The sequence below is a fragment of the Lysinibacillus sp. NPDC097287 genome, from assembly GCF_044761695.1.
Classification (GTDB): Bacteria; Bacillota; Bacilli; order Bacillales_A; family Planococcaceae; genus Lysinibacillus.
Genome location: NZ_JBIWCX010000002.1, coordinates 372,689 through 397,181, shown reverse-complemented (window position 1 = coordinate 397,181; position 24,493 = coordinate 372,689). Strand labels below are relative to the sequence as shown.

At 37.3% G+C, this 24,493-nt stretch carries 24 protein-coding genes, 1 pseudogene and 2 riboswitches; of the genes and pseudogenes, 8 read left to right on the top strand and 17 right to left on the bottom strand.

Annotated elements, in window-relative coordinates; genetic code table 11:
- Positions 1-5: 5 nt before the first annotated feature.
- Positions 6-1,667 carry a precorrin-3B C(17)-methyltransferase gene (gene cobJ, locus ACIQ2D_RS04930; protein ID WP_402860269.1) on the bottom strand — a complete coding sequence of 554 codons (1,662 nt, stop codon included), beginning with the start codon at positions 1,665-1,667 and terminating at the stop codon, positions 6-8.
- A 7-nt stretch (positions 1,668-1,674) separates the two neighbouring features.
- On the bottom strand, positions 1,675-2,046 hold the full coding sequence (locus ACIQ2D_RS04925) for a (2Fe-2S) ferredoxin domain-containing protein (protein ID WP_402860266.1): 372 nt from the start codon (positions 2,044-2,046) through the stop codon (positions 1,675-1,677).
- Positions 2,047-2,185: 139 nt separating this feature from the next.
- Positions 2,186-2,366, bottom strand: a riboswitch (cobalamin riboswitch).
- A 250-nt stretch (positions 2,367-2,616) separates the two neighbouring features.
- A riboswitch (cobalamin riboswitch) is annotated at positions 2,617-2,800 on the top strand.
- A 387-nt stretch (positions 2,801-3,187) separates the two neighbouring features.
- Between ACIQ2D_RS04925 and ACIQ2D_RS04920 the strand changes: the two genes are divergently transcribed.
- From ACIQ2D_RS04920 to ACIQ2D_RS04905, 4 genes are read left to right on the top strand one after another with little or no spacing between them, the layout of a single operon-like run.
- On the top strand, positions 3,188-3,937 hold the full coding sequence (locus ACIQ2D_RS04920; RefSeq protein ID WP_402860263.1) for an energy-coupling factor ABC transporter permease: 750 nt from the start codon (positions 3,188-3,190) through the stop codon (positions 3,935-3,937).
- Between the two features lies 1 nt (position 3,938).
- Positions 3,939-4,211, top strand: a complete 273-nt coding sequence (locus ACIQ2D_RS04915; protein WP_402860260.1) for an energy-coupling factor ABC transporter substrate-binding protein — start codon at positions 3,939-3,941, stop codon at positions 4,209-4,211.
- A 5-nt stretch (positions 4,212-4,216) separates the two neighbouring features.
- Positions 4,217-4,990 carry a cobalt ECF transporter T component CbiQ gene (cbiQ, locus tag ACIQ2D_RS04910; protein ID WP_402860257.1) on the top strand — a complete coding sequence of 258 codons (774 nt, stop codon included), beginning with the start codon at positions 4,217-4,219 and terminating at the stop codon, positions 4,988-4,990.
- The gene (locus ACIQ2D_RS04905; protein WP_402860254.1) at positions 4,987-5,844 is read left to right on the top strand and encodes an energy-coupling factor ABC transporter ATP-binding protein; all 858 of its coding nucleotides are present in this window, start codon (positions 4,987-4,989) and stop codon (positions 5,842-5,844) included. Before cbiQ ends, ACIQ2D_RS04905 begins: the two co-directional genes overlap by 4 nt.
- A gap of 208 nt (positions 5,845-6,052) precedes the next feature.
- Here the strand turns inward: ACIQ2D_RS04905 and ACIQ2D_RS04900 are convergent, their stop codons facing one another.
- The gene (locus ACIQ2D_RS04900) at positions 6,053-6,493 is read right to left on the bottom strand and encodes a GNAT family N-acetyltransferase (protein WP_402860251.1); all 441 of its coding nucleotides are present in this window, start codon (positions 6,491-6,493) and stop codon (positions 6,053-6,055) included.
- A 287-nt stretch (positions 6,494-6,780) separates the two neighbouring features.
- On the opposite strand from ACIQ2D_RS04900, the gene ACIQ2D_RS04895 reads away from it, so the two are divergent.
- Genes ACIQ2D_RS04895 through ACIQ2D_RS04885 form a run of 3 tightly spaced genes read left to right on the top strand, consistent with a single transcriptional unit; the run spans position 6,781 to position 9,291 of the window.
- Positions 6,781-7,380, top strand: a complete 600-nt coding sequence (locus tag ACIQ2D_RS04895) for a glycosyltransferase family 2 protein (RefSeq protein WP_402860248.1) — start codon at positions 6,781-6,783, stop codon at positions 7,378-7,380.
- A gap of 34 nt (positions 7,381-7,414) precedes the next feature.
- The gene (locus tag ACIQ2D_RS04890) at positions 7,415-8,443 is read left to right on the top strand and encodes a polysaccharide biosynthesis protein (protein ID WP_402860245.1); all 1,029 of its coding nucleotides are present in this window, start codon (positions 7,415-7,417) and stop codon (positions 8,441-8,443) included.
- Positions 8,440-9,291, top strand: coding sequence for a dTDP-4-dehydrorhamnose reductase family protein (locus ACIQ2D_RS04885; RefSeq protein ID WP_402860242.1), 852 nt, complete (start codon positions 8,440-8,442; stop codon positions 9,289-9,291). The genes ACIQ2D_RS04890 and ACIQ2D_RS04885 overlap by 4 nt, the downstream gene beginning before the upstream one ends.
- 143 nt (positions 9,292-9,434) lie before the next feature.
- Here the strand turns inward: ACIQ2D_RS04885 and ACIQ2D_RS04880 are convergent, their stop codons facing one another.
- The 13 genes and pseudogenes from ACIQ2D_RS04880 to ACIQ2D_RS04820 all read right to left on the bottom strand — a co-directional run bounded on the left by ACIQ2D_RS04880 (position 9,435) and on the right by ACIQ2D_RS04820 (position 21,489).
- Positions 9,435-9,890, bottom strand: a complete 456-nt coding sequence (locus ACIQ2D_RS04880; protein WP_402860239.1) for an AraC family transcriptional regulator — start codon at positions 9,888-9,890, stop codon at positions 9,435-9,437.
- 479 nt (positions 9,891-10,369) lie between these two features.
- Complete coding sequence (locus ACIQ2D_RS04875; protein WP_402860235.1) at positions 10,370-11,023, bottom strand: hypothetical protein; 654 nt, start codon at positions 11,021-11,023, stop codon at positions 10,370-10,372.
- Positions 11,024-11,391: 368 nt separating this feature from the next.
- Positions 11,392-11,601 carry a DUF3923 family protein gene (locus ACIQ2D_RS04870; RefSeq protein WP_402860232.1) on the bottom strand — a complete coding sequence of 70 codons (210 nt, stop codon included), beginning with the start codon at positions 11,599-11,601 and terminating at the stop codon, positions 11,392-11,394.
- A gap of 278 nt (positions 11,602-11,879) precedes the next feature.
- Complete coding sequence (locus ACIQ2D_RS04865) at positions 11,880-12,638, bottom strand: ABC transporter ATP-binding protein (RefSeq protein ID WP_402860229.1); 759 nt, start codon at positions 12,636-12,638, stop codon at positions 11,880-11,882.
- Between the two features lie 3 nt (positions 12,639-12,641).
- The gene (locus ACIQ2D_RS04860; protein ID WP_402860226.1) at positions 12,642-14,960 is read right to left on the bottom strand and encodes an ABC transporter permease; all 2,319 of its coding nucleotides are present in this window, start codon (positions 14,958-14,960) and stop codon (positions 12,642-12,644) included.
- Positions 14,961-15,057: 97 nt separating this feature from the next.
- Positions 15,058-16,503: a serine hydrolase domain-containing protein gene (locus tag ACIQ2D_RS04855; RefSeq protein ID WP_402860223.1), complete on the bottom strand. Its 1,446-nt coding sequence runs from the start codon at positions 16,501-16,503 to the stop codon at positions 15,058-15,060.
- Positions 16,504-17,105: 602 nt separating this feature from the next.
- Complete coding sequence (locus ACIQ2D_RS04850; protein WP_402860633.1) at positions 17,106-17,621, bottom strand: D-alanyl-D-alanine carboxypeptidase family protein; 516 nt, start codon at positions 17,619-17,621, stop codon at positions 17,106-17,108.
- A 129-nt stretch (positions 17,622-17,750) separates the two neighbouring features.
- Positions 17,751-17,957 (bottom strand): annotated as a pseudogene (locus tag ACIQ2D_RS04845) (transposase domain-containing protein); the annotation flags it as partial.
- 15 nt (positions 17,958-17,972) lie between these two features.
- Positions 17,973-18,488: a DinB family protein gene (locus ACIQ2D_RS04840; protein WP_402860218.1), complete on the bottom strand. Its 516-nt coding sequence runs from the start codon at positions 18,486-18,488 to the stop codon at positions 17,973-17,975.
- A 246-nt stretch (positions 18,489-18,734) separates the two neighbouring features.
- Complete coding sequence (locus ACIQ2D_RS04835) at positions 18,735-18,926, bottom strand: hypothetical protein (protein ID WP_402860215.1); 192 nt, start codon at positions 18,924-18,926, stop codon at positions 18,735-18,737.
- A gap of 272 nt (positions 18,927-19,198) precedes the next feature.
- Entirely contained in the window at positions 19,199-19,387 is a 189-nt protein-coding gene (locus ACIQ2D_RS04830; protein WP_402860212.1) for a hypothetical protein, read from the bottom strand.
- Positions 19,388-19,470: 83 nt separating this feature from the next.
- The gene (locus ACIQ2D_RS04825) at positions 19,471-19,947 is read right to left on the bottom strand and encodes a hypothetical protein (RefSeq protein WP_402860209.1); all 477 of its coding nucleotides are present in this window, start codon (positions 19,945-19,947) and stop codon (positions 19,471-19,473) included.
- Between the two features lie 240 nt (positions 19,948-20,187).
- The gene (locus tag ACIQ2D_RS04820; RefSeq protein WP_402860206.1) at positions 20,188-21,489 is read right to left on the bottom strand and encodes an NCS2 family permease; all 1,302 of its coding nucleotides are present in this window, start codon (positions 21,487-21,489) and stop codon (positions 20,188-20,190) included.
- Between the two features lie 311 nt (positions 21,490-21,800).
- Between ACIQ2D_RS04820 and ACIQ2D_RS04815 the strand changes: the two genes are divergently transcribed.
- Positions 21,801-22,445 carry a 2OG-Fe(II) oxygenase gene (locus ACIQ2D_RS04815; RefSeq protein ID WP_402860203.1) on the top strand — a complete coding sequence of 215 codons (645 nt, stop codon included), beginning with the start codon at positions 21,801-21,803 and terminating at the stop codon, positions 22,443-22,445.
- Between the two features lie 596 nt (positions 22,446-23,041).
- On the opposite strand, the gene ACIQ2D_RS04810 is transcribed toward ACIQ2D_RS04815, so the two are convergent.
- Complete coding sequence (locus tag ACIQ2D_RS04810; RefSeq protein ID WP_402860200.1) at positions 23,042-24,487, bottom strand: Msr family ABC-F type ribosomal protection protein; 1,446 nt, start codon at positions 24,485-24,487, stop codon at positions 23,042-23,044.
- Positions 24,488-24,493 lie beyond the last annotated feature (6 nt).

Sequence of the window (24,493 nt, the reverse complement as noted above, 5' to 3'; positions counted from 1 at the left end):
CCTCACTAGTCGCCGCACGGAGCTGGCTCTACTTCTATTTTTGAAGACATATCTTGATAGTTAAAATGTAAAATCTTTTTCACACGTTTGAAATATTTAAACAAGCGTTCATTCGGATGTGCATTTGCTTTATATTCATCGATAATATTTGTAATCAGTGGAATGAGTTGTTCAGGTTCTAAGCCTTCTACAACAGGTTGTGCAGCATGAGCTGTACGACCCACTGGCTTTGCCCCAATAAAGACATCAAATTTACTTTTTCGATAAACAATGCCAATATCATCGAACACTGCACGATAGCACGCCATACCACAGCCGTTAAAACCAATGTTCAGTGTTTTTGGTAATGCTAAACCACCTAGTTTTTCTTGGATTTCCTCTGCATATGGAATTGAATCTGCCTTTTCGCCGTAACAGAAGTCACAAGCTTTTAGTGATAGCACATCCCCGATTGGTGCAAGTAAGAAGCCTACACTACGTAGCTTGGCTGTAATTTCAGACGGCTCTGTTGTTGGGATTTTTAAATGGATTTGATGGTCTGGTGTATACTCCATTGTCCCTTCTTCTCCAACTACTTCGGCTAACATCATCATTTGTGCAGGCGTGAAAAATTTATTCGCCACACCTGGACTAACAGCTAGCTCAAAAATCGACTCTATTTTTTGCTGGACTAATTTTGGTGATACTTTAACCGCACTAGTCCCCTTCACCATTGCTAGTGCTGCGGTTGCCATTTCAAGTGTTGTTTTTTTTTTCACTGGCGGGGCTGCTGTTATCGACGTCACTCGCCCCGCATTTGGATCTGCTGCAAAATCAGTACGTGCTGCGCCTGTTTCTTGATTCATCGCCCACGGTTCAGCTTCTTCTTTTAAGCGCTGATGTGGTCGTAATGGTTGTTTCTCATCACCAAGCGTATATTTACGTTGGTAGCCCCTTGGTGTAATCATTTTATTGTCATAGAAGAACGTTGAAGAGTTCCCGATAATAACCGTTGTCAGCATTCCGATATCATGATTGAGCATGTCTGATAATGTTGTCATCGTTACTTCCTGACGATCTCGGTAAGCACTTTTCACAAGTCCAACAGGTGTATCTGGCGAACGATACTCTAGTAAAATACGTTGTGCTTCTACAATTTGACGCGTACGACGGCCACTTTTCGGGTTATACAATGCGATAACAAAATCGGCCATTGCCGCGGCTTCCACACGCTTCGCAATTAAATTCCACGGCGTTAAATGGTCACTTAAACTTATCGTGCATGAATCATGCATAATCGGTGCGCCTAGTAAACTGGCACAAGAATTAATAGCAGAAATACCAGGGACGATTTCTACTTCAATACCAGTCGCTTCTGTCCAACCAAGCTCGATTAACACTTCATAGACCAGCCCGGCCATTCCGTATACGCCAGAATCTCCACTGGAAATGACCGACACGATCCCTCCCGCTTCTGCCTGACGAACGGCTTCTTGCGCACGTGATACTTCTTCAGTCATTCCCGTACTTACAATGGATTTTGCGCTAACTAAATCTTCAATCAATTCCACATATGTTTTATAACCAATAATAAATTCACTTTGTTGCAGTGCCTCTACAGCACGCGTTGTAATATGTTTGAAATCGCCCGGGCCAAAGCCAACAACGAAAATTTTTCCTTTTTGCACTGTCCAATTACCCCTCTTTCACTTTCTCAATCCCTTTAATAGCAGTCGTTTGTGCTGTTCGTTGTAACGTACCTTCACTTAGTGTAAACACATGCTCGCTATGTAAAGATTCATGATGTAAATCTTGTACAAGCGCTCTTGCATGTTCAGTCGTTGGCACTCGGTACCAATTGCCCTGCGGATATGCAATAACTACACAAGCATCCTTACATCTGCCATTACAACGTGTTCTTGTCGTATGTATTTCTTTATCAAGTGCCAGTGTTTGTATTTCATCTCGAATCACCTGTGTAATATCTTCCCCATCTTTTTTCATGCAACTACTGCCATTGCAGATAAAAAGATGCGTTTTCATGCCTTCTAAATTCCATGTTGTCAAAGTATTTCTCCCCTCATTCCTTCTAGGAAAAAGAAAAAAACCTTCACTCAAGACGAAGAGTAAAGGTTTTATTGAAGCCGAATGAACACGGATATATACAGATTCCCGCCCTCGCTTCAACTTCTCCCTCCGAAAAGTTTGCATGCCATCAATTAAGCAGGTTTCCTGACTTAAGCTTCATTTTACTTTCGCACCTTCCCAAGTTTGCACCAGTGGCATTTGCGATTTCATCAGCTATTACAGTAGCGGGGGCTGTACCGGATTCGCACCGATTTCCCTATTATCTCGAACGATTTCGAGCACTTATAGATGTAATTATATTAAATTTTTAGATTGTTAAAATATTAATAAAAACTGTTTCTATCATAGCTCATTATTCTAAAATTTCAACATCTCTTTTTTAAAATGTTCTATTCTCCATAATTTTTCGACAAATATTTCCTAGAATACTACCTGACTTTGCTTTAATTTATCAGAATTTTCTACATCAAACTTACTGAAAATAAATATTTTTCCAAAAAGGGATGGATTATTTTCCTTGAGCCGTGTTACACTTTGTCCTGAAAACTCACAACAATAACATTTTTTGGTGTAAGATGCTTACATTTTACTTAAAAGGGAAGCCGGTTCAAGTCCGGCGCGGTCCCGCCACTGTACTAGGGAGTTTTTATAGATATGTCACTGTCCAACGGATGGGAAGACCTATAAAACGATGAACTAAAGCCAGGAGACCTGCCAAAAAATACGTGACAAGTTTCAACCTACGCGGATAGGTGTGCAGCTTAGCAAATCGTTTTTCATTTGCTTTTTTTCAGCTATGCACTTTTCCAAAAAGGAGAAGTGCTTTTTTTATTGCACACGCTAAAAAAGATTCATCACCATAACTTAGGGTTGATTTCCGTTCCGACTGGGCGCTTTCCGGGGGGCGTCCGAAGAGCCGCTTCACTGGTTGCTGACGCTTCGCTTTCGCAACAAAACACAGTTTCGCTATGCTCGCTCCAGGGTCTCATCTGGGACGCTAATCCCCCAGGAGTCGCCCAGTCTCCACTACAATCAACTGGCAGTTTAAAATCAATATGCACTTTCGTCAAATGTCATCCACGACCTTTGGTGATGAATCAATAAAACAAAAGGAGGAAGAATGGTGAAATTTTCAATTTGGAAGCTTAGTTATTTCTTATTGGCATTTATCATGGTGCCAAATCGTGCATTTGCTATGCACATTATGGAAGGCTTTTTGCCGATTGAATGGGCAATTTTTTGGTGGGTCGTATCGATTCCATTTATTATTTTAGGATTACGTTCTATTCGTAAAACAATAGATGAGAATCCGGAAACTAAAATGATGCTAGGCCTTTCAGGTGCCTTTGCATTTGTCTTATCAGCTCTAAAAATCCCTTCTGTAACAGGCAGTTGCTCACATCCTACAGGTGTTGGGCTTGGTACCGTTTTATTCGGACCATTAGCAATGAGCGTGATCGGTACAATCGTATTATTATTCCAATCTTTACTTTTAGCACATGGTGGGCTAACAACATTAGGAGCAAATGTCTTCTCAATGGCCGTTGTCGGACCGTTTATCGTCTATTTTATTTTTAAAGGGGCACAAAAGATTGGCTTATCATTCTCACTAGCTGTATTCTTTGCAGCTATGCTTGGTGATTTAGGTACATATATTGTGACATCTGTTCAACTTGCACTTGCTTTCCCATCTGAAGTTGGTGGCTTTATGGCTTCACTCACTAAATTTGCTAGTATCTTTGCCTTAACACAAATTCCACTTGCAATTAGTGAAGGGATTTTAACGGTAATTGTCATGAACTTCCTGAAAAAATACAACGTCCGCGAATTAAAAGCATTACGTGTATTCTCAGCAAAGGAGGCACATTAAGATGAAAAAAAATTTACTGTTACTAGGAATTGTCGTGTTCCTTGCCATCCTTCCCCTATTCATACAAAAGGGCGCTGAATTCGGTGGTGCTGATGGAGAAGCAGAAGCAGCAATTGGTGAAATTAACGCAGAGTATGAGCCATGGTTTGAAAGTATTTGGGAGCCACCAAGTGGTGAAATTGAGAGCTTATTATTCGTGCTACAAGCTGCAATCGGTGCTGGTTTTATCGGCTATTTTATCGGTTTCATGCGCGGCAAACATAAAGAAGGTTAACAGCGATGTTACTCATTGATAAATATGCTTACATGAATAAACTAGCATCTGTTCATCCACTAGAAAAGATGACGTTTTCACTTGGGTTACTACTACTGTCGCTTTTTATTCGAGATGAACATATTTCACTCATTACATTTATCGTAATGAGTGCTTTTATCATTTTAGCCGCAAAAATCCCCTTTACGTATTATGCAAAACTACTACTGCTTCCAGGGTTTTTCCTACTCTCGAGCATAGTGACAATTTTGGTTTCTATTGCACCTTCTTCTAGTGTTTTGCCGTCACACATTTTGGATTTCCAACTGAGTACATGGACGATCTTTATCGGTACATCAAGTGTTGCAACGGCACAGGAGCTATTTTTCATCGTGCTTGGTAGCATTAGCTGTCTCTACTTTTTAATATTAACGACGTCGGTGCAGTCAATTTGCTATGTGTTACGACAATGGCGTCTACCAGTGCTATTCGTTGAATTAGTAGAATTAACGTATCGCTTCATTTTCATCTTTTTAGAAAGCATGCAAAAAATCCACCTTGCCCAGCAAGCACGACTCGGCTACCATTCGCCTATGCAGTGGCTGCGCTCTGCATCAATGCTAATTGCGGCATTATTTTCAGAAATGTTCCAGCGTAGTCGTGAATTAAATAACGCGATGCAGGCACGTGGTGGTGAGCCTGTTTACTGGCAGGAAACTGCTGCTTATAGCAAGAAAAACTGGCTCTGTATCGCTGGGATTGCCATATTATTCGTCATTTCTGGAGGGATTATCTCATGACGGAACTTTACTTTGATCTCAAGCATTTATCGTATACCTATGCAGACGGTACACATGCATTGACGAATATTACGCTACAAATTCCTAAGGGGAAGAAAATCGCAATTCTAGGTCATAATGGCGCTGGAAAATCGACATTATTTCAGCATTTAAACGGAATATTCCAACCAACATCGGGCAGTATTTCATTTTGTGGGGAAAAACTACGCTATAACAGAAAAGCGTTAAAACTATTGCGTCAACAAGTCGGAATCGTGTTCCAAGATGCCGACAATCAGCTTTTTTCTGGTACGGTCAAGCAAGACATTGCCTTCGGTCCACTCAATCTCGGTTGGTCCGCGGAAAAAATTGAAGAAAATATCGCTTGGGCCGTCGCACAAACAGAGGTTGAAGATTTACTCGAAAAGCCCATTCACTTCTTAAGTGTTGGGCAGAAAAAACGCGTCGCAATGGCTGGTGTCCTTGCGATGGAGCCTTCTGTATTACTGCTAGATGAGCCCACTGCAGGATTAGATAATTATTATGCCGCACAAGTACTACAATACTTAGCTAAATTAGAAAACGGCGAACGTACAATTTTACTTGCCACCCACGACATTCAGCTTGCTTATGAGTGGTCTGATATTATCCTTGTGATGGAAGAAGGTCAAATCATTTATAACGGTGATCCAGTCACACTCTTCCATCAAGAAGATGTACTAGAAAGAGCACACCTGGAACGACCTTGGGTATTTGAAATGGCAATCACTTTACAAAATAAAAAGTTATTCGACAAAAATATTCCCTTACCTCGTTCTAAGCATGATCTGCAACAACTAATTGAACAACTTAAAAAAAGTATGGGGTTGTCCTAAAAGAAAAGATAGTATTCTATTTTTTGATATAAAGGTGAAAATGCGCGTAGACTCCTGCGGGAACAGCACAAGACGTATGACGCAACAAACCGCGCGTAGCGAGGGTTGCGACTTACACTGTGCCCGCGGAAAGCGAAGCGGATTTTTACCATATAGAAAGGCAGTTGTTCTGCTTAAATTGACTTATTGGACTTCCCCATGCTTTTTCTTAATCAAAATATTTCACATAATTACAGTATTCATCTTGCTTCATACCTAACTTCTCATAGAGCCCACGGGCATTTACATTATCAGGTGCTGTTTGAAGTGTTACATAGCGAGCGTGCTGTTGTTGACTATACTGGAATACCATCTCAGTTAATGCCTTCCCAGCGCCTAATCCCCTCGCATCGTCTGTAACATACAAATCATTTAAAATAAACGCTCGTTGTAAAGCTACCGATGAAAAAGTTGGGTATAACTGTGTGAAGCCAACTGTTTTACCATCTTGAACAGCTAAAAAAATAATAGATTCATTTAACGCAAGTCGTAATTGTAAAAAAGCCTTTGCGCTACTCACATCTGATCCATGACCGTAAAACTGGCGATATTCATCGAAAAGTATTGTTAGATCCTCTAAATCATTCATCGTTGCACGAACTATCTCCATCATAATCCCCTTCCATTTATCATCTTGAAAATTCCTTCAAGCTTTTCTGTGAATTATACTTCGCGAAATTATCAATATCAAGTATACAATCTGCTAGTTTCATATTCTATTGACCGCCCTAAATCATTGGCCTAAAGACGTTTCGTATGCTTGCATATAGTAGATTAGGAAGGCGAAGTTCAATTTTTTGGTCAAAAATGATGGTTCTTTGAAAAACTCAATTAACCACAATAGCATCATGTAATTTTCAGGGTATTAATAATTGATGAATGGATTGATGTATTTTTATGAAAATTAGCTTTTTAACACCGGCTTACAATAGTGAAGAATGGATTTTGACAATGCTTGATAGCATTCCAAAAGAGTATGCCTATGAGATTATCGTCTGCGATGACGGCTCTACGGATCGTACTTTAGCGATATTAAAAGACTATAAAAAAAATTGCCCTTCCTTAAAAATATTAGTAAATGAAACCAACATTGGTGCAAGTGATACCTATAATCGATGCATTGCAGAAGCAACTGGTGATTATGTCGCAATCATCGATAGTGATGATCATTACTTGCCTGCAATTAGAAATGTATTGGCACAAGTTGATGGAACCTATGACATCTATTATTACAATATGTTAACGAAAGCTGGATACACTTTTATCAAAGATGAATCCAATCGTTATTCATTACCCGGGCAATTTAAAATTATCCGTAGAAGTATTATCGGCGAGGCGAAATTTACCAAAAGAACAGATATTGCCGGAGATTGGGACTTCAATTGTGCACTTATGAATTCCAATCCTACAGCCAAGTACACTGAATTATTGGCATACTGGTATAATTTCCCTAGAGAAAATTCTGAGTATGATTTGCATCTAAGAGGGCTTAAGTAATGCCTAGCAACTAGGGGGGAGGAATTTCAAGACGATGTTTAAAGATAAAACATTGCTGATAACAGGTGGTACTGGGTCTTTTGGAAACGCGGTATTGGAAAGATTTTTAATGACAGATATTAAGGAAATTCGGATTTTCTCTCGTGATGAAAAAAAACAAGATGATATGCGGATTTTATACCAAAATAATAAAATCAAATTTTTCATTGGGGATGTTCGCGATATTCAAAGCATCCATAATGCAATGTATAATGTGGATTTTGTCTTCCATGCTGCAGCCCTAAAGCAAGTTCCCTCCTGCGAGTTTTTTCCACTTGAAGCTGTTAAAACAAATGTGCTAGGCACAGATAATGTATTAACTGCTGCGATAAATGCAGGAGTAAAAAAAGTAATTTGCCTCTCTACAGATAAAGCTGCCTACCCTGTCAACGCAATGGGCATTTCAAAAGCAATGATGGAGAAAACGTTTATCGCCAAGTCCAGGATGCTAACTTCTAGCCAAACACTAATATGCGGCACAAGATACGGTAACGTAATGGCATCACGTGGATCTGTCATCCCCCTATTCATCGAACAAATAAAAGCTGACAAACCATTAACCGTTACAGACCCCAAAATGACACGATTTATGATGAGTCTTGATGAAGCTGTCGAATTAGTATTATATGCTTTTTCAAACGCAGAAAATGGAGACATAATGGTCCAAAAATCTCCGGCTGCACATATCGCTGATTTAGCGCAAGCCCTACTCGAATTATTTAATGTACAAAATAAAGTGAACATTATTGGCACACGCCATGGGGAAAAAATTTATGAGGTTCTATTAACAAAGGAAGAAGCAGCAAAAGCAATCGATATGGGTAACTTTTATAAAATACCTGCGGATAATCGTGATTTAAATTATAGTAAGTACCTTGAAGAAGGCTCTCCCAAAATTACGCTAACAGATGAATATAACTCCAATAATACAAAAATACTTTCTATAGAAGAAATAAAGGAAAAACTATTAAAACTGCCATACATTCAGGAAGAATTACATAAATGGAAGGGAGGAAAACCATGAAATTTCTAGTTCTTGGCGCAACAGGAATGGCCGGTCACACGATCACCCACTACTTACGTGAGAATGGGCATAACGTCACTACCTATTCGAGAACTCACTTACCTTTTGGCAAAAGTAGTACTGGTGATATTACGGATTCTTCTTTTTTACGGTGGATTTTACTCAACGACTATGATGTCATCATTAATTGCATCGGGGTTTTAAATGAGGCATGTGATAAAAACCCTGATAAAGCAGTTTTTCTTAATAGTTATTTGCCACACGCAATTGTCAATATATTAAAAGATACAGATACATTGTTTATTCATCTAAGTACTGACTGTGTTTTCTCAGGAAAAGCAGCTCCCTATAACGAAAAAAGCAAGCATGATGGCGAAAGTTTTTATGACTGCACAAAAAGTTTAGGAGAAATTGATAGTGACAGGCACTTAACATTCAGAAATTCGATTATTGGTCCCGATATGAAGGAAAGTGGCATTGGCTTATTTAATTGGTTCATGAAGCAGCACGGTACTATTAATGGGTACACAGGCGCAATTTGGAACGGTGTAACGACGTTAACCTTAGCAAAGGCAATAGAAAAAGCAGCAACAGAAGACCTCACTGGAATCTACCATCTCGTCAATCCTACGAATATTAATAAGTTTGATTTACTCCAATTATTCAATAAACATCTAAAAGAAAATAAGACTACTATCTTACCCTCTCTGGAAGTCAATGTAGATAAAACCTTACTCAACACCCGAAAAGATTTTTCATTTAACGTCCCAAGCTATGAAGAAATGATAATTGAAATGAGAGATTGGATATACTCGCATAAAAACTTATATCCACATTATTTCAAGTGAATCACAAAAATGATAATAATCCAACAACATTATACTGGAAACGTTTATCCATCATAAAAGCCTTGCTGAACATTTTAGTTCAATAAGGCTTTTTCATTTGAATAATTACTAGCTGTCACTTTCAGAGAACACCCCAAATCAAACTATAACGGTCTAACTGGTACACATATTTCGCAATAATGATTATTAATCATTTCTCCAGTATATCTTTCGAGGATCGGTTTGTTGTCAATTTGATAGCCACTGTTTTGTAATGTCGGAAAAATTTCTGCCCATGCTTTTTGAATATCTTCTGCAGTATGTTTGACTTTGCAAATAACATATTCTCCACCAGCTAATTCACCTTCCCAAATCGAGTCATCTATTAGATAATCCTTGGAGATCACAATACACGCATCATATCGACAGTTTTCAGGGAGGGTCATTTCCGGGTGATCTTGTGGAATTCCGAATATGATCGCCGATTCTGTCAATAAATTATTCTCCCCAGCCCATTGCTTCACCTTTTCCATTACTTGCTTGTTTGCAGGACCATATGGACCAACTTGTCGTACATATGCGATGCGATACTTTGGAAGTGTTTCAAACTCAATATTCATTTTTCCATCTTCCTTTCTGCCTTAATGTCTACTACATCTTGAATGTTAACATGTTATAAAAATATATTCATATAATTTTAAAAAGATTTAACAAATATTTTCTGGGCTCTACACTAAAATCTGCACTTTCTAGAACATTCCACTATAGGCGGACACTTTCCAAGGGGCGAGCCTTGAGCCGCTAATTCCCTAGGAGTCGCCGCCTTTCGTTCCATGCGCTTACCTATAGTGGGGTTACTCTAAAGAAAGCACATATTTCAGCAATGGAATATTTTCAAAAAATTTAATTATTACATTTAATGAACTGTAAATAGATTAGGAAAGTATAAGACATGCTCTAAGCACTGAAAAGAGTGATACATAGTTAGTTATAACTAAAATGCACCACTCCTTTTAGGTTTATATAATTATAGACAATCAATCTTAATTACAGAAATATGGTCAAAATTTTGATGAAAATTCTATTATTTCAATGGAACTTAGTTTATTTCAATCTGTATAGTATTGGTATCAAGGTTTAATCGTTCTTTCAGTTCATCAGTAATGTTAAAGGAGAATCGTTCTCCTGCTTTCATATTTGTTGCTTGATATCCCTGGCCAGTAACAACAGTTCCATCAGTCATCAATGGTGTCCAATTTGTAGTATCAAAATTTAATATTTGGTCAATATAGTTCTCACTAATTCTCCCTCTATCTATCCATTCAGATGGTAAAAAATCATAACCCCTAACTCTTTCTGAGAGTAAAATTTTCACATCACCAGTAGGAATAGTTACTTGTCCACTTTTCGGAATAGATTCTCCATTAACTGTTAAATCATAAATAATCTGATCTTGGGAAAATTTCAACATTTCTTCTTCGGTAAAATCAGCAATTATTTCTTTAATGACAGTCGCAAAATATTGTTTTTCTTCATTTAAATATTCACTTTGAGCTTGTAACGATTCTATTTCACTTGTGAGTTCTGTAATGCTTTGCTGCTCTTTATTTGCTTCACTTTCTGCTTCATCTACGGTACTTTTCGTTTCTGGCAAACTATCATCATTTTGGCATCCTATTAATATGCCACTAATTATTAGACCCAATAATGCTATGATAAAAACTTTCCTTTTTAGAATACAATTCTCTTTCACATAACACTCCCCCTTTTTATTCCAATTTTAACATGAGGAAGGAATAGTAAAAACCGTAAAGGGACTATACAATAAGTCCCTCTATGTAGAACAACTAGCTTTCTATATGGTAACAATCCACTTCGCTCTCCGCGGGCACAGCGTAAGTAACCCTCTCTACGCGCGGCTTGTTGCGACTTACGTCTTGTGCGTACTCCTGCCGCTACGTTTCACTCACGCTTTCGTCGAAAAAATGTTCCCGCAGGAGTCTACGTGGATTTTTACCTGTATATCAAAAAAACATTCTAAAAGTATTCTCGCACACTAGTTTTCTTTTAGGTAAGCTCCTTCTTAAGTTAACTAAATAAGGAGCGATTAAAATTCTACATTCAATATTTCAGTTTTTTGACAAAAAATAGCCATACTAATTGGATAAACAAAATAATTACGAATAAAATTCCTACCATTATAAAAGTTATAGTTTTTATTTCAGGAGTTTGAAATATTCCAGCTCCATCAACTTCCCTTAAACCAATAATAATTGCACCTAATGCAAAAACAACCAACCAAAAAATATTTGCAAACCACCATAATTTCATCTTATTCCCCTCTTTCTTCGAAACACACCATATCAATATATATGGAACAAATCCCAAAAATACCCATATAAATAAATGTGTGTTTATTAACCTATTTTCACCATTACCATTGAAGTGGAAAGTCGATTTCCGCTACGGGATGCTCGTTTTCCACGAGCAAGCACCCTCCGTACAATCAATTAATTTACAGGTAAGTGGTAACCTAATATTCCCCTAATTAACACATCTGAAAAGATTAATCGAAATAAGAGTTTATTGTTGTTTTATAAAGTCTCTATTTAGATTCCTATTTCCTGCAATCTTGCCGTGACTTTTTTGATCCTGTCATCAATATCTGTATCGTAGAATTTCTGAAGTCGCATTTCGCTCACGACTTTACCATCGCACATAAACAAAATACGCTCGGTCCTTGCTGCAATCTTTGCGTCGTGTGTTACAAGCATAACCGCAGTACCTTCTGAGTTAATGTCGGAAAATATGTCCATAATGTCCTGCGCGGATTTTGAGTTAAGTGCGCCAGTAGGCTCATCACCGAAAATAATTTTAGGATTGCTCATAAGTGCGCGGCATATTCCCGCACGCTGAAGCTGCCCTCCCGAAACCTGGGTAATATCACGCTTTTCCAGTTCTGCAATGCCTACCTTTTTCATAAGTGTTCTTGCTTTTTCGTTAATCTCCGAAACATTTTTTCTGTTATCGCGCATTGAAGGTAGAATGATGTTATCGAGGATATTCAAGTTTTTCAGCATAGTCGGCTGCTGAAAAACAAATCCCATTTTTGATCTGCGTATGTCGGCAAGATCATTTTCTTTGAATACAGATAAATCCTTACCGTCAAAAGTAACTTTTCCGCCGTCAATATCGTCCATTCCGCTTAGCGCAAACATCAGTGTCGATTTTCCCGATCCTGAAGGTCCCATAATCGCAACGAACTCACCCTCGTTTATTTCAACGAACACTTCGTCGAGAACACGGTATTTTTCATTGCCCTCACCGAAAGACTTTACTAAATTTTCACCAATAATGATCTTCTTCATAATCTACTCCTTAATGTTAGCGAATATTTTTATTTGTCCCGCATTAAATGTGCCAATAATGGTAGCCAGTAGCACCGAGCATATCAGCAGCAGTGGACAAAACAGATACGCCGAAAGTGGATCTACCACAAATTTAAACGTCGACGCTCCAAACGAGGAAATAATCGCACCTGCAAGTACTTCTCCAAGAGTATTTGCCAGAAGCGTGCCGAGAATAATCCCGACAACCAGCACCAATACTGAACGCGAAACATACTGTGCCGAAATATCACTGTTTGTAAAACCGAATGATTTCATCACGGCAATGGAATATCTGTCCTTTGCAACAAGCATTTTCATAAACAACAACGTCACTAATACAGTTAGTATCAACGCAACAGCAATTGCAGCCCCGGAGGCCTTTCCTATGGAGTTTATTGTTGAGCCAAATGTCTGAGTAATATAATCATCAATGCCCGAAACCTTCGCAAAATTAAATCTATCCGCATATTCCAAAACCTTACCTTCGACATGAGTTTTATCCGACAACTCCGCGGAAATAACGCTCCACATAATATCTGCCGAATTGTCGCTGAAAACGGCCTTAGCGGTTTTGCCACCGTTTGTAATGTCAGAATAAATTCCAGATACGGTAAGATTTCTCTCCTTCCCTTCAATCATCAGCGTAATTTCATCGCCAACCTTTTTACCCAGTTCACCGGCGTTAATAACCGAAAGTGCAATTTCACCTTCTGAGACCGGTGCTCTGCCGTCGGAATATTTTACAGGGAATATTGAATGATCGCCTAGCTCAATCTTTATTCTTTCCTCTGATCCGTCCCGAGCCTTAATTTTGAATGTTTTAGTCGTAAACACGGCATATTTGGATATGGATTTGTCTTTCTCCATCACCTTTGCCATTTCTGTTGCTTTATTAGAAATATTGTCAGTCTGCTGAATGTCAATGCGCATATCACTATTTCCTATCCCCATATATGTGATGAAACTTTTTGAGGAGATGGTGTTGTATAGGTTTTTTGGAACGATAATGATAAATGTTGAAATTACAAGCACAGCAAGCATTGTGGCGTAAAGACTTTTTCTTGCAAGAACATCTTTCATACCAAGGAAAATATTCGTGTTAAGCAGCCTGTTTCCGCTTAGGCAAAAATGTTTTGCGCCCGCGGATTTTCCTTGTGAAGTGCCAAAGCGTATCGCTTCTGCGGCTGATATTTTTCGAAAGCGTTTCAGCACTCTGCTTACATAAGCAATAATGGTAAGGAATACGAAAAACACACCAAATATTCCGAAAAATAATGCAGAATAAGAATTCTCACTTTCCCCCATATAAAGTCGGATATTTTCAAGAAGTAGTCCCTTGAACATAAATGAAAGTGCAAAACCAAGCGTACAACCAGCAGCCGCAATCACAGCGTATTTGGCAAGATAAATTTTTTTCATGTCGGTAACACGTAGCCCTATCGCTTTCATAACACCTATTTCTCGGTAGTCGTCTTCGATTTTCGCAAGAAGCGTAAAGCGTATGCACATAAATGCGATCGCAACGACAAGCGCACTTACAAGAAGTATGACCGCAATCATCAGCCCATCGGAAATGGCATTCAGCATTTTGGAAAGCCGATATGTAATTGTCGGTCCATTTGCTTCAAGTCCTGCAGAGGTATAAGCAGTTTCGAATGCCCCAATTTCAGACAAATCCTTTAATCTGAACTCAATCAAATATTCCGAGCTTCCAAACTCCTTTATTGCCGCGTAATCAATTTCGCTCACTAGAAACCTTTTTGACGAGGCAAGTAACGAGTTCATCTGTGAATCACGAAGAAATCCCGCAACGGTAAGGTTTTTTCCGTTTATCACAACCTTATCTCCGACTTTAGCAGTGCCGTCCTTCATATAACCTACAGGAACAAAAATCTCGCCATCAGCTACATTTATTACGTTTCCGTCAAGATCAAGGAGATAATCAAATTTTGCACTCTGTGTGCTAAAGCCGTTGTCCTGAACATTGTCCGCAAGCGAGTTTCCACCAATGACAATCTGCGCACCGTCAATATTGAGAAATTCAAGCACTTGAAATTCATCTACATTGCTGTTGTGCTCTGCGAAATCAGTAAGCCGTACAGTATCAATTCCACCCGCATGCATCTGCATAAAATGCGGCGTTTTTGCCTGCTTCATGAGTGTATCGATCCCACCAGAAAGATTGACGACAAGTATTGCCGAGAGAGAAACAAGCATTGCCGCAGCAGCAACAAATATCATTGTTGTCAGTGTTATTAGTTTGCTTTTTAAAACATCATTGCGGATTATTCTGAAATACATAAGTCACCTCTTTTTTCTCGCTTTTCAACTGATTTCAAACTTATAATGACCGAATTAATAAATAAAGGTATCCCAACGATTTTAATAAGAAATTCCGTTACTTTTTATTTCTAAATGATATTCTTATCGCCGTTAAGCCGATAAATGCCAATAATGTAATCGTAATGATTGTTAGTAATGCAACATCAGGTGAAAATACTTTGATTGCATGCCATGGTGCCCCCAAAAAATAAACGATTAACGGAAGTAGAACAATTGCAAAAATCAAGCAAAAAATACCCACGCCTGCCCATAAACCGTTTTTACGTGTTTTTTCCAACTTCGTTTTTAATAGTAAATAAATGTATATTCCAAACAGTAAACAAATAAATCCTAGGATAATAAACTGAAGAATTAGTGTGTTATCTGGAATGTCAACTGGTTCATCGCCATTTAGAATATTGATAATACCGATTTTAAGGTAATATAGTCCTTCCTCTTCTAACTGATTATTTTTATTTGTAAGAATTACTCCTCCCCAGTCCGTTTTCGGAATATAAAACATCTCTGAATGAGAATCCGGTGTAGAACCTGAATGCCAGATCATTTTATCCTGAGCGTCTGGATTTGAAATTCGTATTCCTAATCCGTAATAACGGTTTTCACCGGTTTGAATATGTGGCGTTAAGTATGAATCCATCATATTTCCACTCAAAAAATTTTTAAAATCTTTCCCACTTAATAATTTGATGTATTTGACTAGATCTTCTACATTTGCTGCAATGTATCCGTATGGTGCTCCACCATTATCATATGTTACGGAACTTTTCAGAGGTAACCCAAACCATGACTGATATCCGCTTCGATATCCCTTTTCATAAGCAGTCTTATAATCTGCTGCTGCCCCTTTCATTCCTAAAGGGGCAAACACATTTTTTCCCATGTACTCGGCATATGTTTGATTCGTAACTTCTTCAATTAGTGCTCCAAGAATTAAAAAATTGGCATTACTATATTGATGTTTTTCTCCAGGTAAAGCAGTGAGGTTAACATTTGTTAAACTCTCTACATACTTCTTTATTGCACCGAAATCTTTAGATTCTTTATCAGAGATGCTTAATCCTGTGTACGTACTAAATCCACTTGTTTGAGTAAGTAAATGTTTAATCGTTATTTGAGCTACTACATGTTTATCTTCTAATTTGAACCAAGGAATATGCTTTTGTACGGGATCGTCTAGTTCTATTATATTTTCATCGATTAATTTCATTATGGCTAAACCTGTTAATGATTTACTGATGGAGCCTATTGTAAAAGGGGTTTCTGTCGTTACTTGTTCCTCCGATTCTCCTGTTATCCCCCACGATTTTGAATAATAAATTTCATTGTTATGGACAATAGCTACCGATGCACCAGGAACTTGGTATTCCTTTAAGTACGATTCAATATAGGCGTCTAGCTGAATCTCAATATCTTGATTTGCTGAAACTAACGTGATGGGTAGAAACATATTGCAGCATAAAAAGATTAAGCTTATTTGGGTTATACATTTGAGTAACTTCATATAAAATTCACCACCTTAATACATTTAGGTTGTTCAGGTACTACCTGCCCCTCTAACACACTCACAAGAGCATGTATCTTATTCCAAAAGTATCCACACTTACAATTTATCCCTTTCTGTAATAAAAGAGTAGGTACCTAGGAATGAAATTGTATCAGTCTAGAGGCTTAGGAAGTCACTACTCCATGAAATTCTAAGAGCCACCTTATCGCTTTATAATTCTTCCTACTCTTATCTCCTTACAAAAAAACATGCAACGCATTAAATGTCATAAATCACATTTTAATCGTTGCATGTTTTTCAAAAATAAGATCTAGTACATATACTATTATTGGCAAAATAAAAAAAGTTTGAATGTAGTTTTGTATCAAATTTGCAGAGATTTGATTATTGAAATAGTCGGTCCTACTTATAATCTACTATACACCGAAAATGCATCTGTAATATTATATTGTTCTGTGTAATGATCTCCCTTAGCTCCTTCTGTAACAAGAATATATTCTTGCCCATTTACTACAGCTAGACTTGCTAGACATAAACCAGTTTCATCTGTATACCCTTTTTCCCTCCAATAATTTCTCCTTTAGGCAAATCACTTGAACTCATTTTTTAAACATTAGACTCGTAAACGTTATGCCTGCTGGATGAAGATTAGTTGGTGAAATAGAGTACCTTTCTGCTGTATAAACATCGCGAAATGTGCTGTTTGTTAATGCATATTGTAGAAGTATTGAAATATCTTTGACACTTGTATAATGATCAGGGTGATGGAGTCCTGTTGCATTCTTAAAATGAGTGTCTTCCATTCCTAGTTGTTGAGCTTTTTCATTCATTAGTTTTACAAATCCCCTCTCTGAACCTGCTATAAAATTTGCTAAACCGATAGATGCTTCTGCTCCAGAAGGCAACATAGAACCATAAAGTAAATCTTTTGCTTCTATCTCTTCATTAGGAAGGAAGCCTGCCATTGAGGCATTTGCTCCATATAAACCTGTAAATATACTTTTAGGAAGGGATATCTTTTCCTTTAAATCCGGTATATTTTCAATTGCAACTAGGACAGTCATTATCTTCGTTAGAGAAGCAGGGTAAATCTTTTCTTCACTACTCTTGTCCAGTAAGATTTTATTCTCATCTAAATTAACTAAAACGGCATTTGAACTGTAAGCCCGAAATATAAAAAATACGCACCCTTTCGGTACGTACGACGAATGGCCATCTATTTGAAATTTTTTTCAGATAGATGGCTATTTTGCACATGTGGCTTGGATAGTTTTTGACCAAGGCATGTAATCATTTAAAATTTCTGGCTCCTGATGGATTGGTAAATTCGGCAACTCTGTCATTAATGTCACTAGGTATTGATAGAAGTCGATACCATTTGCCTTTGCTGTTCCAGCCAAACTTAAAAAAATCGCATTGGCTTGAGCACCTGCTTCACTAACAGAAAAAAGTCAGTAACAATAGTTTTAGTGCTTCACCTCTAACAGTAATTTGATCTCTTTTATCTGCTCTATGTGTCGCTGTTCATGCAAATAGATTTGTTCAACCCATTGGTCCAAAGCTATTTCACCTAAAGCCGGATGCTTCACGGATTTTTCCGCCAATATGGATTTATCTTCTATTGTACTAAGAAAAGTCAGCAATTTTTTTCTTGAATCATTTAGCAAATCAATCATTTGCTGAACTTCAAATGGTGTTACATCTGGTTCAACCATTTTTGGCGCTTTAATCTTTTTCGTTCTATCCAATAATATAAGGTCGACTTTTTTACGCTCTTGTTGAGTAGGTTCACTCGCTTTTAATCCCCATGCAATATCTTTTATCGTTGACTCTTCCACTAAAACTAAGTGATGGCAAATTTGTGCTATACTCCACATATCCATATCAGGCTTACTATTAAATTGAACATCACTTAATGTGGTAATCTCTTGAACTAAGTTATTTCTCGAATTATTCAGATTGTCATTTACTAATTGATTCATGTAATTTATCCCTCCATCAGAAAATATGTACTTAGATTCTTAATATGTATATATTCTCTACGCTGAAAAGTATTCTTCGTGTCGGAAAATTCCACCAGTCATTATGACAGAGTTTATGTAATAATAAACTGGAAATTCTTAAAGCGTTCCCAGTTTTAAAATGAACATTAAAACGAACCGGAACGACAGAATCTGTTTTTTAGATTCTGTCGTTTCTTTTTTTCAAGAGTAGGTACCTTATTTATACTAGTAGCCGTATGGACGGTTGTATGGTCGGCGGTAGTACGGTGGATAGAATGGGTAGAATGGGTAGAATGGGTAGAATGGGTAAAACGGGTATTGATAACGTGGACGTCTTCTTCTATGACGTCTTCCATAACTGTCATAATAATCTTCGTAGTCATCATCGTATCTGTCATATTGGTCAAAATTCCGCATAATTTTTCCTCCTTTTAATCTCGATATAGATTATGTTATGTAAGGATTGACAGACTACGCATTTGCCTATATTAAACATTGGTAATCTTCGGTTAGTCAGATTAAATGAGATTTAATTTAAAAAATTGGGTTCATCATCATAAATAGAGGTTGATTTTAGTTCCGGATGTGCGCTTTCGCACACTCTAGGATAAATCACCAATCGTAAAAATCCCCTGCTCATTCAGCTTTTTCGCTATACTATCTCCGATAAAATGCATAGCAACGAGCTTTCATGGCACTCGCTTAACTTCACGAATAATTAACATCGTAATACCCACACGATTCTTCATATCTGACGTCATTTTTACTAATAATTTATTAGTTGTACCATATATCGAGCATAACAAATTGAATTTCCGCAAAATTTTGTTCAATATTTCCTGGGCAATTTCTAGCACTTGCTGCTCCTGCACATCCATATAATCTTCCTTATTCTGTTGATTTTTATTAAAGTGTAATCAAAATTTTGTATGTATCCCCCAAAAAACTACTTTAAAATCTATTAATCAAAAGATTCATTTTTACTATGTAGCTCTTCGATAACCTTTATGTACATTTCCTTTACTGGCTTATACGGATAATGATAGTTAATGAATATTTCAGGTGTCATAACTACCTCCTTGCATGCCTCTAGCAGCGCATGAATGACTGATTTTCTAACAAAATGAAAATTATCGTCATTTTGAGTAATCGTAAGTTGCTCACCATTGATTTCAAATGCGAGTAGCGTCGGAAATTCCCAACTATCCTTCCCTTCGTCAAAAGCATTGCCGATTATTTGCAGGACAATAAACCAATATTCCGGCATCACCTCCATTGAACCTTCAAAAAGCGTTTTACCATCATGTATTGTGATATAACCGTAATCTAGCGCATTTGTGCTCGTCACAAACTTATCCTTAATATTGTAGACAAGCGGTACATCTAATTGCTCTTGACCGTAATCGGGATTTGAAATATATGTATTTACTTGTACCATGTAAGTCACCTCTTATGTATAATTCATAATTTTTGTAATGCTTTTATCTAATTGGAAAAACTTTATTAATAGCCCTATAACCGACTTAATTACCACACCTCAAAGATATCCATTCCACTGACCATACTTAAACTGGCATTCCTCAATCTATTTTAGTATACACCTCTCAAAAACGATAGTTTACACCCATGCTGTGCAAAAAAGCTCACTGCATCTAATTATACAGTGAGCTTTTTCGAACTAATGAGGTAAGAATATTAATTGGAATGCAAATAAGATAGCGAAAACATAAAGTATTGGATGCACTTTTTTCGCTTCACCTTTAACAATTTTCAAGATAGGGTAAGTGATAAATCCAAAAGCAATACCCGTCGCAATACTTGAAGAAAGTGGCATGATCAAAATGATTAAGAATGCAGGGAACGCTTCATCCAATTTATCCCACTCGATTTCTTTGACTGTCGCAATCATCAATGTACCCACGATAATTAAAGTTGGAGAAGTAATCGCAGCAACACCAGATACAGCGCCTACTAACGGTCCAAAGAACGAAGCAATGATAAATAGAACAGCTACCGTTAAGCTTGTTAAACCTGTACGACCACCAGCCGCAACACCAGCTGAAGATTCAATAAATGCTGTTGTTGGACTTGTCCCGAACATAGACCCAACAGTTGTAGCCACTGAGTCAGCTAATAGTGCTTTACGAGCGCGAGGCAATTGATTGCCCTTCATTAAACCAGCTTGCTTCGCGACACCAACCATTGTACCTGTCGTATCAAAGAGTGTAACTAAAATAAATGAGAATACCACTCCATATAAACCATAAGAAATAACCTGACTAAATGCTTCAATTGGATTCCAAACTAAAATACCTTCTGGTAAATGAGGAAGAGCTACCACCTTATCAATATGCAATTGATTTGTAAGTGCTGCTACAATACCAGTAACCACCATACCAATAAATAATGCACCATGGATATTACGTACCATTAAAATAACCGTGATACCTAAACCAAATAACGTTAAAAGTACACCAGGAGAAGTTAAATCACCTAGCGCTACTAAGTTACTATCACTTGCGACAATTATATTAGCCATACGTAAGCCTAGGAACGCGATAAATAAACCAATACCTGCAGTAATAGCATGTTTTAAATTTTCTGGAATTGCCATGATTAGTTTTTCACGTAATGGCGTTAAAGATAAAATAATGAAAATAATCCCTGCCACGAAAACAGCGGAAAATGCTGTTATATAATCAATTTTCCCTCCAGAAGCTAACACAACAGCAGATGTGAAATATGCATTCAATCCCATACCAGGAGCAACTGCGATTGGATAATTGGCACAAAGCGCCATCCATAATGTCCCAATAACAGCCGAAATAATAGTTGCCATAAATACTTGGTCAAGTGGTACACCTGCACCCGATAAAATAATCGGGTTTACAACTACGATATATACCATTGTGAGGAATGTAGTCATTCCCGCAAGAAGTTCAGTTTTTACATTTGTACCATGTTCCTTCAAACGAAACATCATAATACCGCCTTTCTTAAACACGAACATTTTTTACAACATCAAATATAATATTCGTTTTTAAGATGAAATTCAACCCTTTTACTTAAAGTCATTATTCTTAAAATTGTCTGATTACGTATGCGTAATATAACTTGCAATTAGACGGTTTTTTTCCGAATTGTGTTAGTACCAGTTACCTTTTTAAAATTCACACACTATTAGTACCGATATTCCCAAAATATTATCAGAACATTGACAAAATTGCGATATATAAAAATAATATGATAAAATAAAGCGAAAGTAATTCCAAAAAAAGGATAAGGTGATTTATGAAGTTGATAACGGAAAATAAGGAGCAAACTATATTCAGTCACAGTGGAAATAAAATAATAACAGATAGAGAGATTGACATCATCACTAGATTAGAAGAACCGTTGATCGTGATTTTAGGTAATGTTTTAAGTAACGAAGAATGCGATGAACTAATCAATTTGTCAAAGGACAAACTAAAACGTTCAAAAATTGGAGCTTCACGCGAAGTAAATGAACAGAGAACAAGTAGTAGTATGTTTTTTGAAGAAAGTGAAAATGAATTGGTTGCTAGAGTTGAAAAAAGAATCTCATCTATTATGAATATCCCCATTGAACACGGTGAAGGCATTCAAATCCTTCAGTATACTCCTGGTCAAGAATATAAGGCTCATTATGATTTCTTTTCATCGACAAGTAAAATAGCAAACAATAATAGAATTAGTACACTCGTTATGTACTTAAATGATGTAGAACAAGGTGGAGAAACTTTTTTTCCTAAACTGAATCTTTCAGTATCGCCACAAAAAGGTATGGCGGTTTATTTCGAGTATTTCTATAACGATGAAAACTTAAACGAGTTAACTTTACACGGTGGAGCGCCCGTTATATCTGGTGAAAAGTGGGTTGCAACGCAATGGATGAGAAAACAAAGAGTAAGGTGAAAATGGCTTCTAAAAAAATCACCTAGGACTAACCCTATTCTGCAAATCTGCTGGAGGCTTTGGGCCAATAGAATGTTGGTCACTTAGGCGTTGCCACAGGACGCGGCATTCTTAGCCAGGGTTCCATTGTTCAGCAGGGGTTTGAATACCCACTGAATTAGAAATTTTGTTTGCACCCATCTCGTCACTTTTAGAGATTCAATATTTAAGAATGTTCTTCTATCTCCACAAAACCTTTCTCTCCTTTAAACAACAAAAAGGACAAACATATTATTTATGTTCATCCCAAAAGACTTTACTTAAACTCGTATTCGCATGGTATTCCCTACTGGCTTGTTATGTCTGAACCACGAAGGTTTGCACCTTTTCCAACCTTCTGCTCGATTTAACCGACAAATTTAATGATTAGCTCTTTTCTTCTATACGCTTTAAAATAAACTCGCATTTTGAAAAATTAATCAAAATGCGAGTTTAATAAAATACCCCCAAATATCATTTTGTAAAAAGGTTTGATTATCTTAAACTTCTTAAGTTCAAAAATCCTTGCTTAATTATTTGTTTAACACATCTAGTATAAGAAAAGTTAATAGTACCCACTAAACCTCTATTAATTGCTGATGCTCGATACGGTAACATCGATTTGCAACCCGCTCAACAAATTGTCGATCATGGGAGACAAAAAGAATCGTCCCTTTATAATTTTGCATAAACAGCTCTAATGCCTGAATAGCTTCAATATCTAAGAAGTTCGTTGGTTCATCAAGTATGAGGATATTGTATTCACCAAGAAATAGCTCACAAAGTTGCAAGCGAATGGCCTCCCCACCACTCAAATGACGAATACTCTTTTGTAGATCTGATCCACTAAACTGCATTGCATGTAACACACTACGAATAATCGTATCCTCATAGTTTGTTCGTGACTTCATGTATAACCATACAGATTCATCTTTTAAATGCTGATAACTCAGCTGTTGAAATTGACCAATTTTCACTTTGGGAGATAGTGAAATGCCTTCACCGTTGGCTACAATATCGTTTAACAACGTACTTTTGCCACAGCCGTTCGGTCCAGTAATCGCTACTTTTTCACCTAACGGAATTTGAAATCTCACATCTTTCAGGAGTACGCGATTCTTGATTTGAATTGTTAAACCATCTGCCATGATGGGAAACTTGTTATGCATCTCTATAGTCGGTCCCTGTTTAAAGAAAATCGGTTGTGTTTCTTTCATAGCCTCGACTTCTTGCAATTTTTCCTTTCGCTTTTCAATGGCTTTCGCAGCACGATGCACAGCTTTTTGGCTTGTGCCTTTCGATTTGGTTTCAATCATACGATTGGGTTTTGCTTTTGCATCCTTTTTTGCCTTGTTGCTTGCATTTGCGATTTTTTCAGCCTTTTTCATCTTTTGCTCTGCTGCTTTTTCAAGACGATTTTTTTCTTGCTGATATTGTTCATAGGCTTGCTTCTGCTGCCATCTTTCTTGTTCTTTTTGGATGACATAATCACTGTAATTCCCTGTGTAAACGTTAACCTTTCCATCTACTACTTCCCAAATCGTCGTCACCAATTCATCTAATACATCACGATCATGACTTATTAATACTAGTGCACCGAAATAATACTTAAGCTCTTCTTTGACAAAATTAACACCTTGTTGATCCAAATGTGTTGTCGGCTCATCGATGAGTAATGCTTCATAATAATTCGTAAATAACTGTGCTAACTTTAGTCTAGTTTGTTCGCCACCACTATGTGCATCTCTCGCCCCAAGTTTACTTTGAAGTACGATGTTCACTTCTTTGTCAGTAGGAACCTCCATTTGTTCAAAATAGCCCAGATCTACATATTGCTTTACGACACCTGTTGTTGGTGAAATTTCACTTGCTAATAATTTTAATAATGTGCTTTTTCCCGCACCATTTTTTCCAATAATACCAATTCTGTCAAACTGATGAATTGTTAATCGATCAATTGATAAAACTTCTTTATCTAAAAACGTGACATTTATATTTTCTAATTCAAAACAGATTTTTTCCATTGTAGC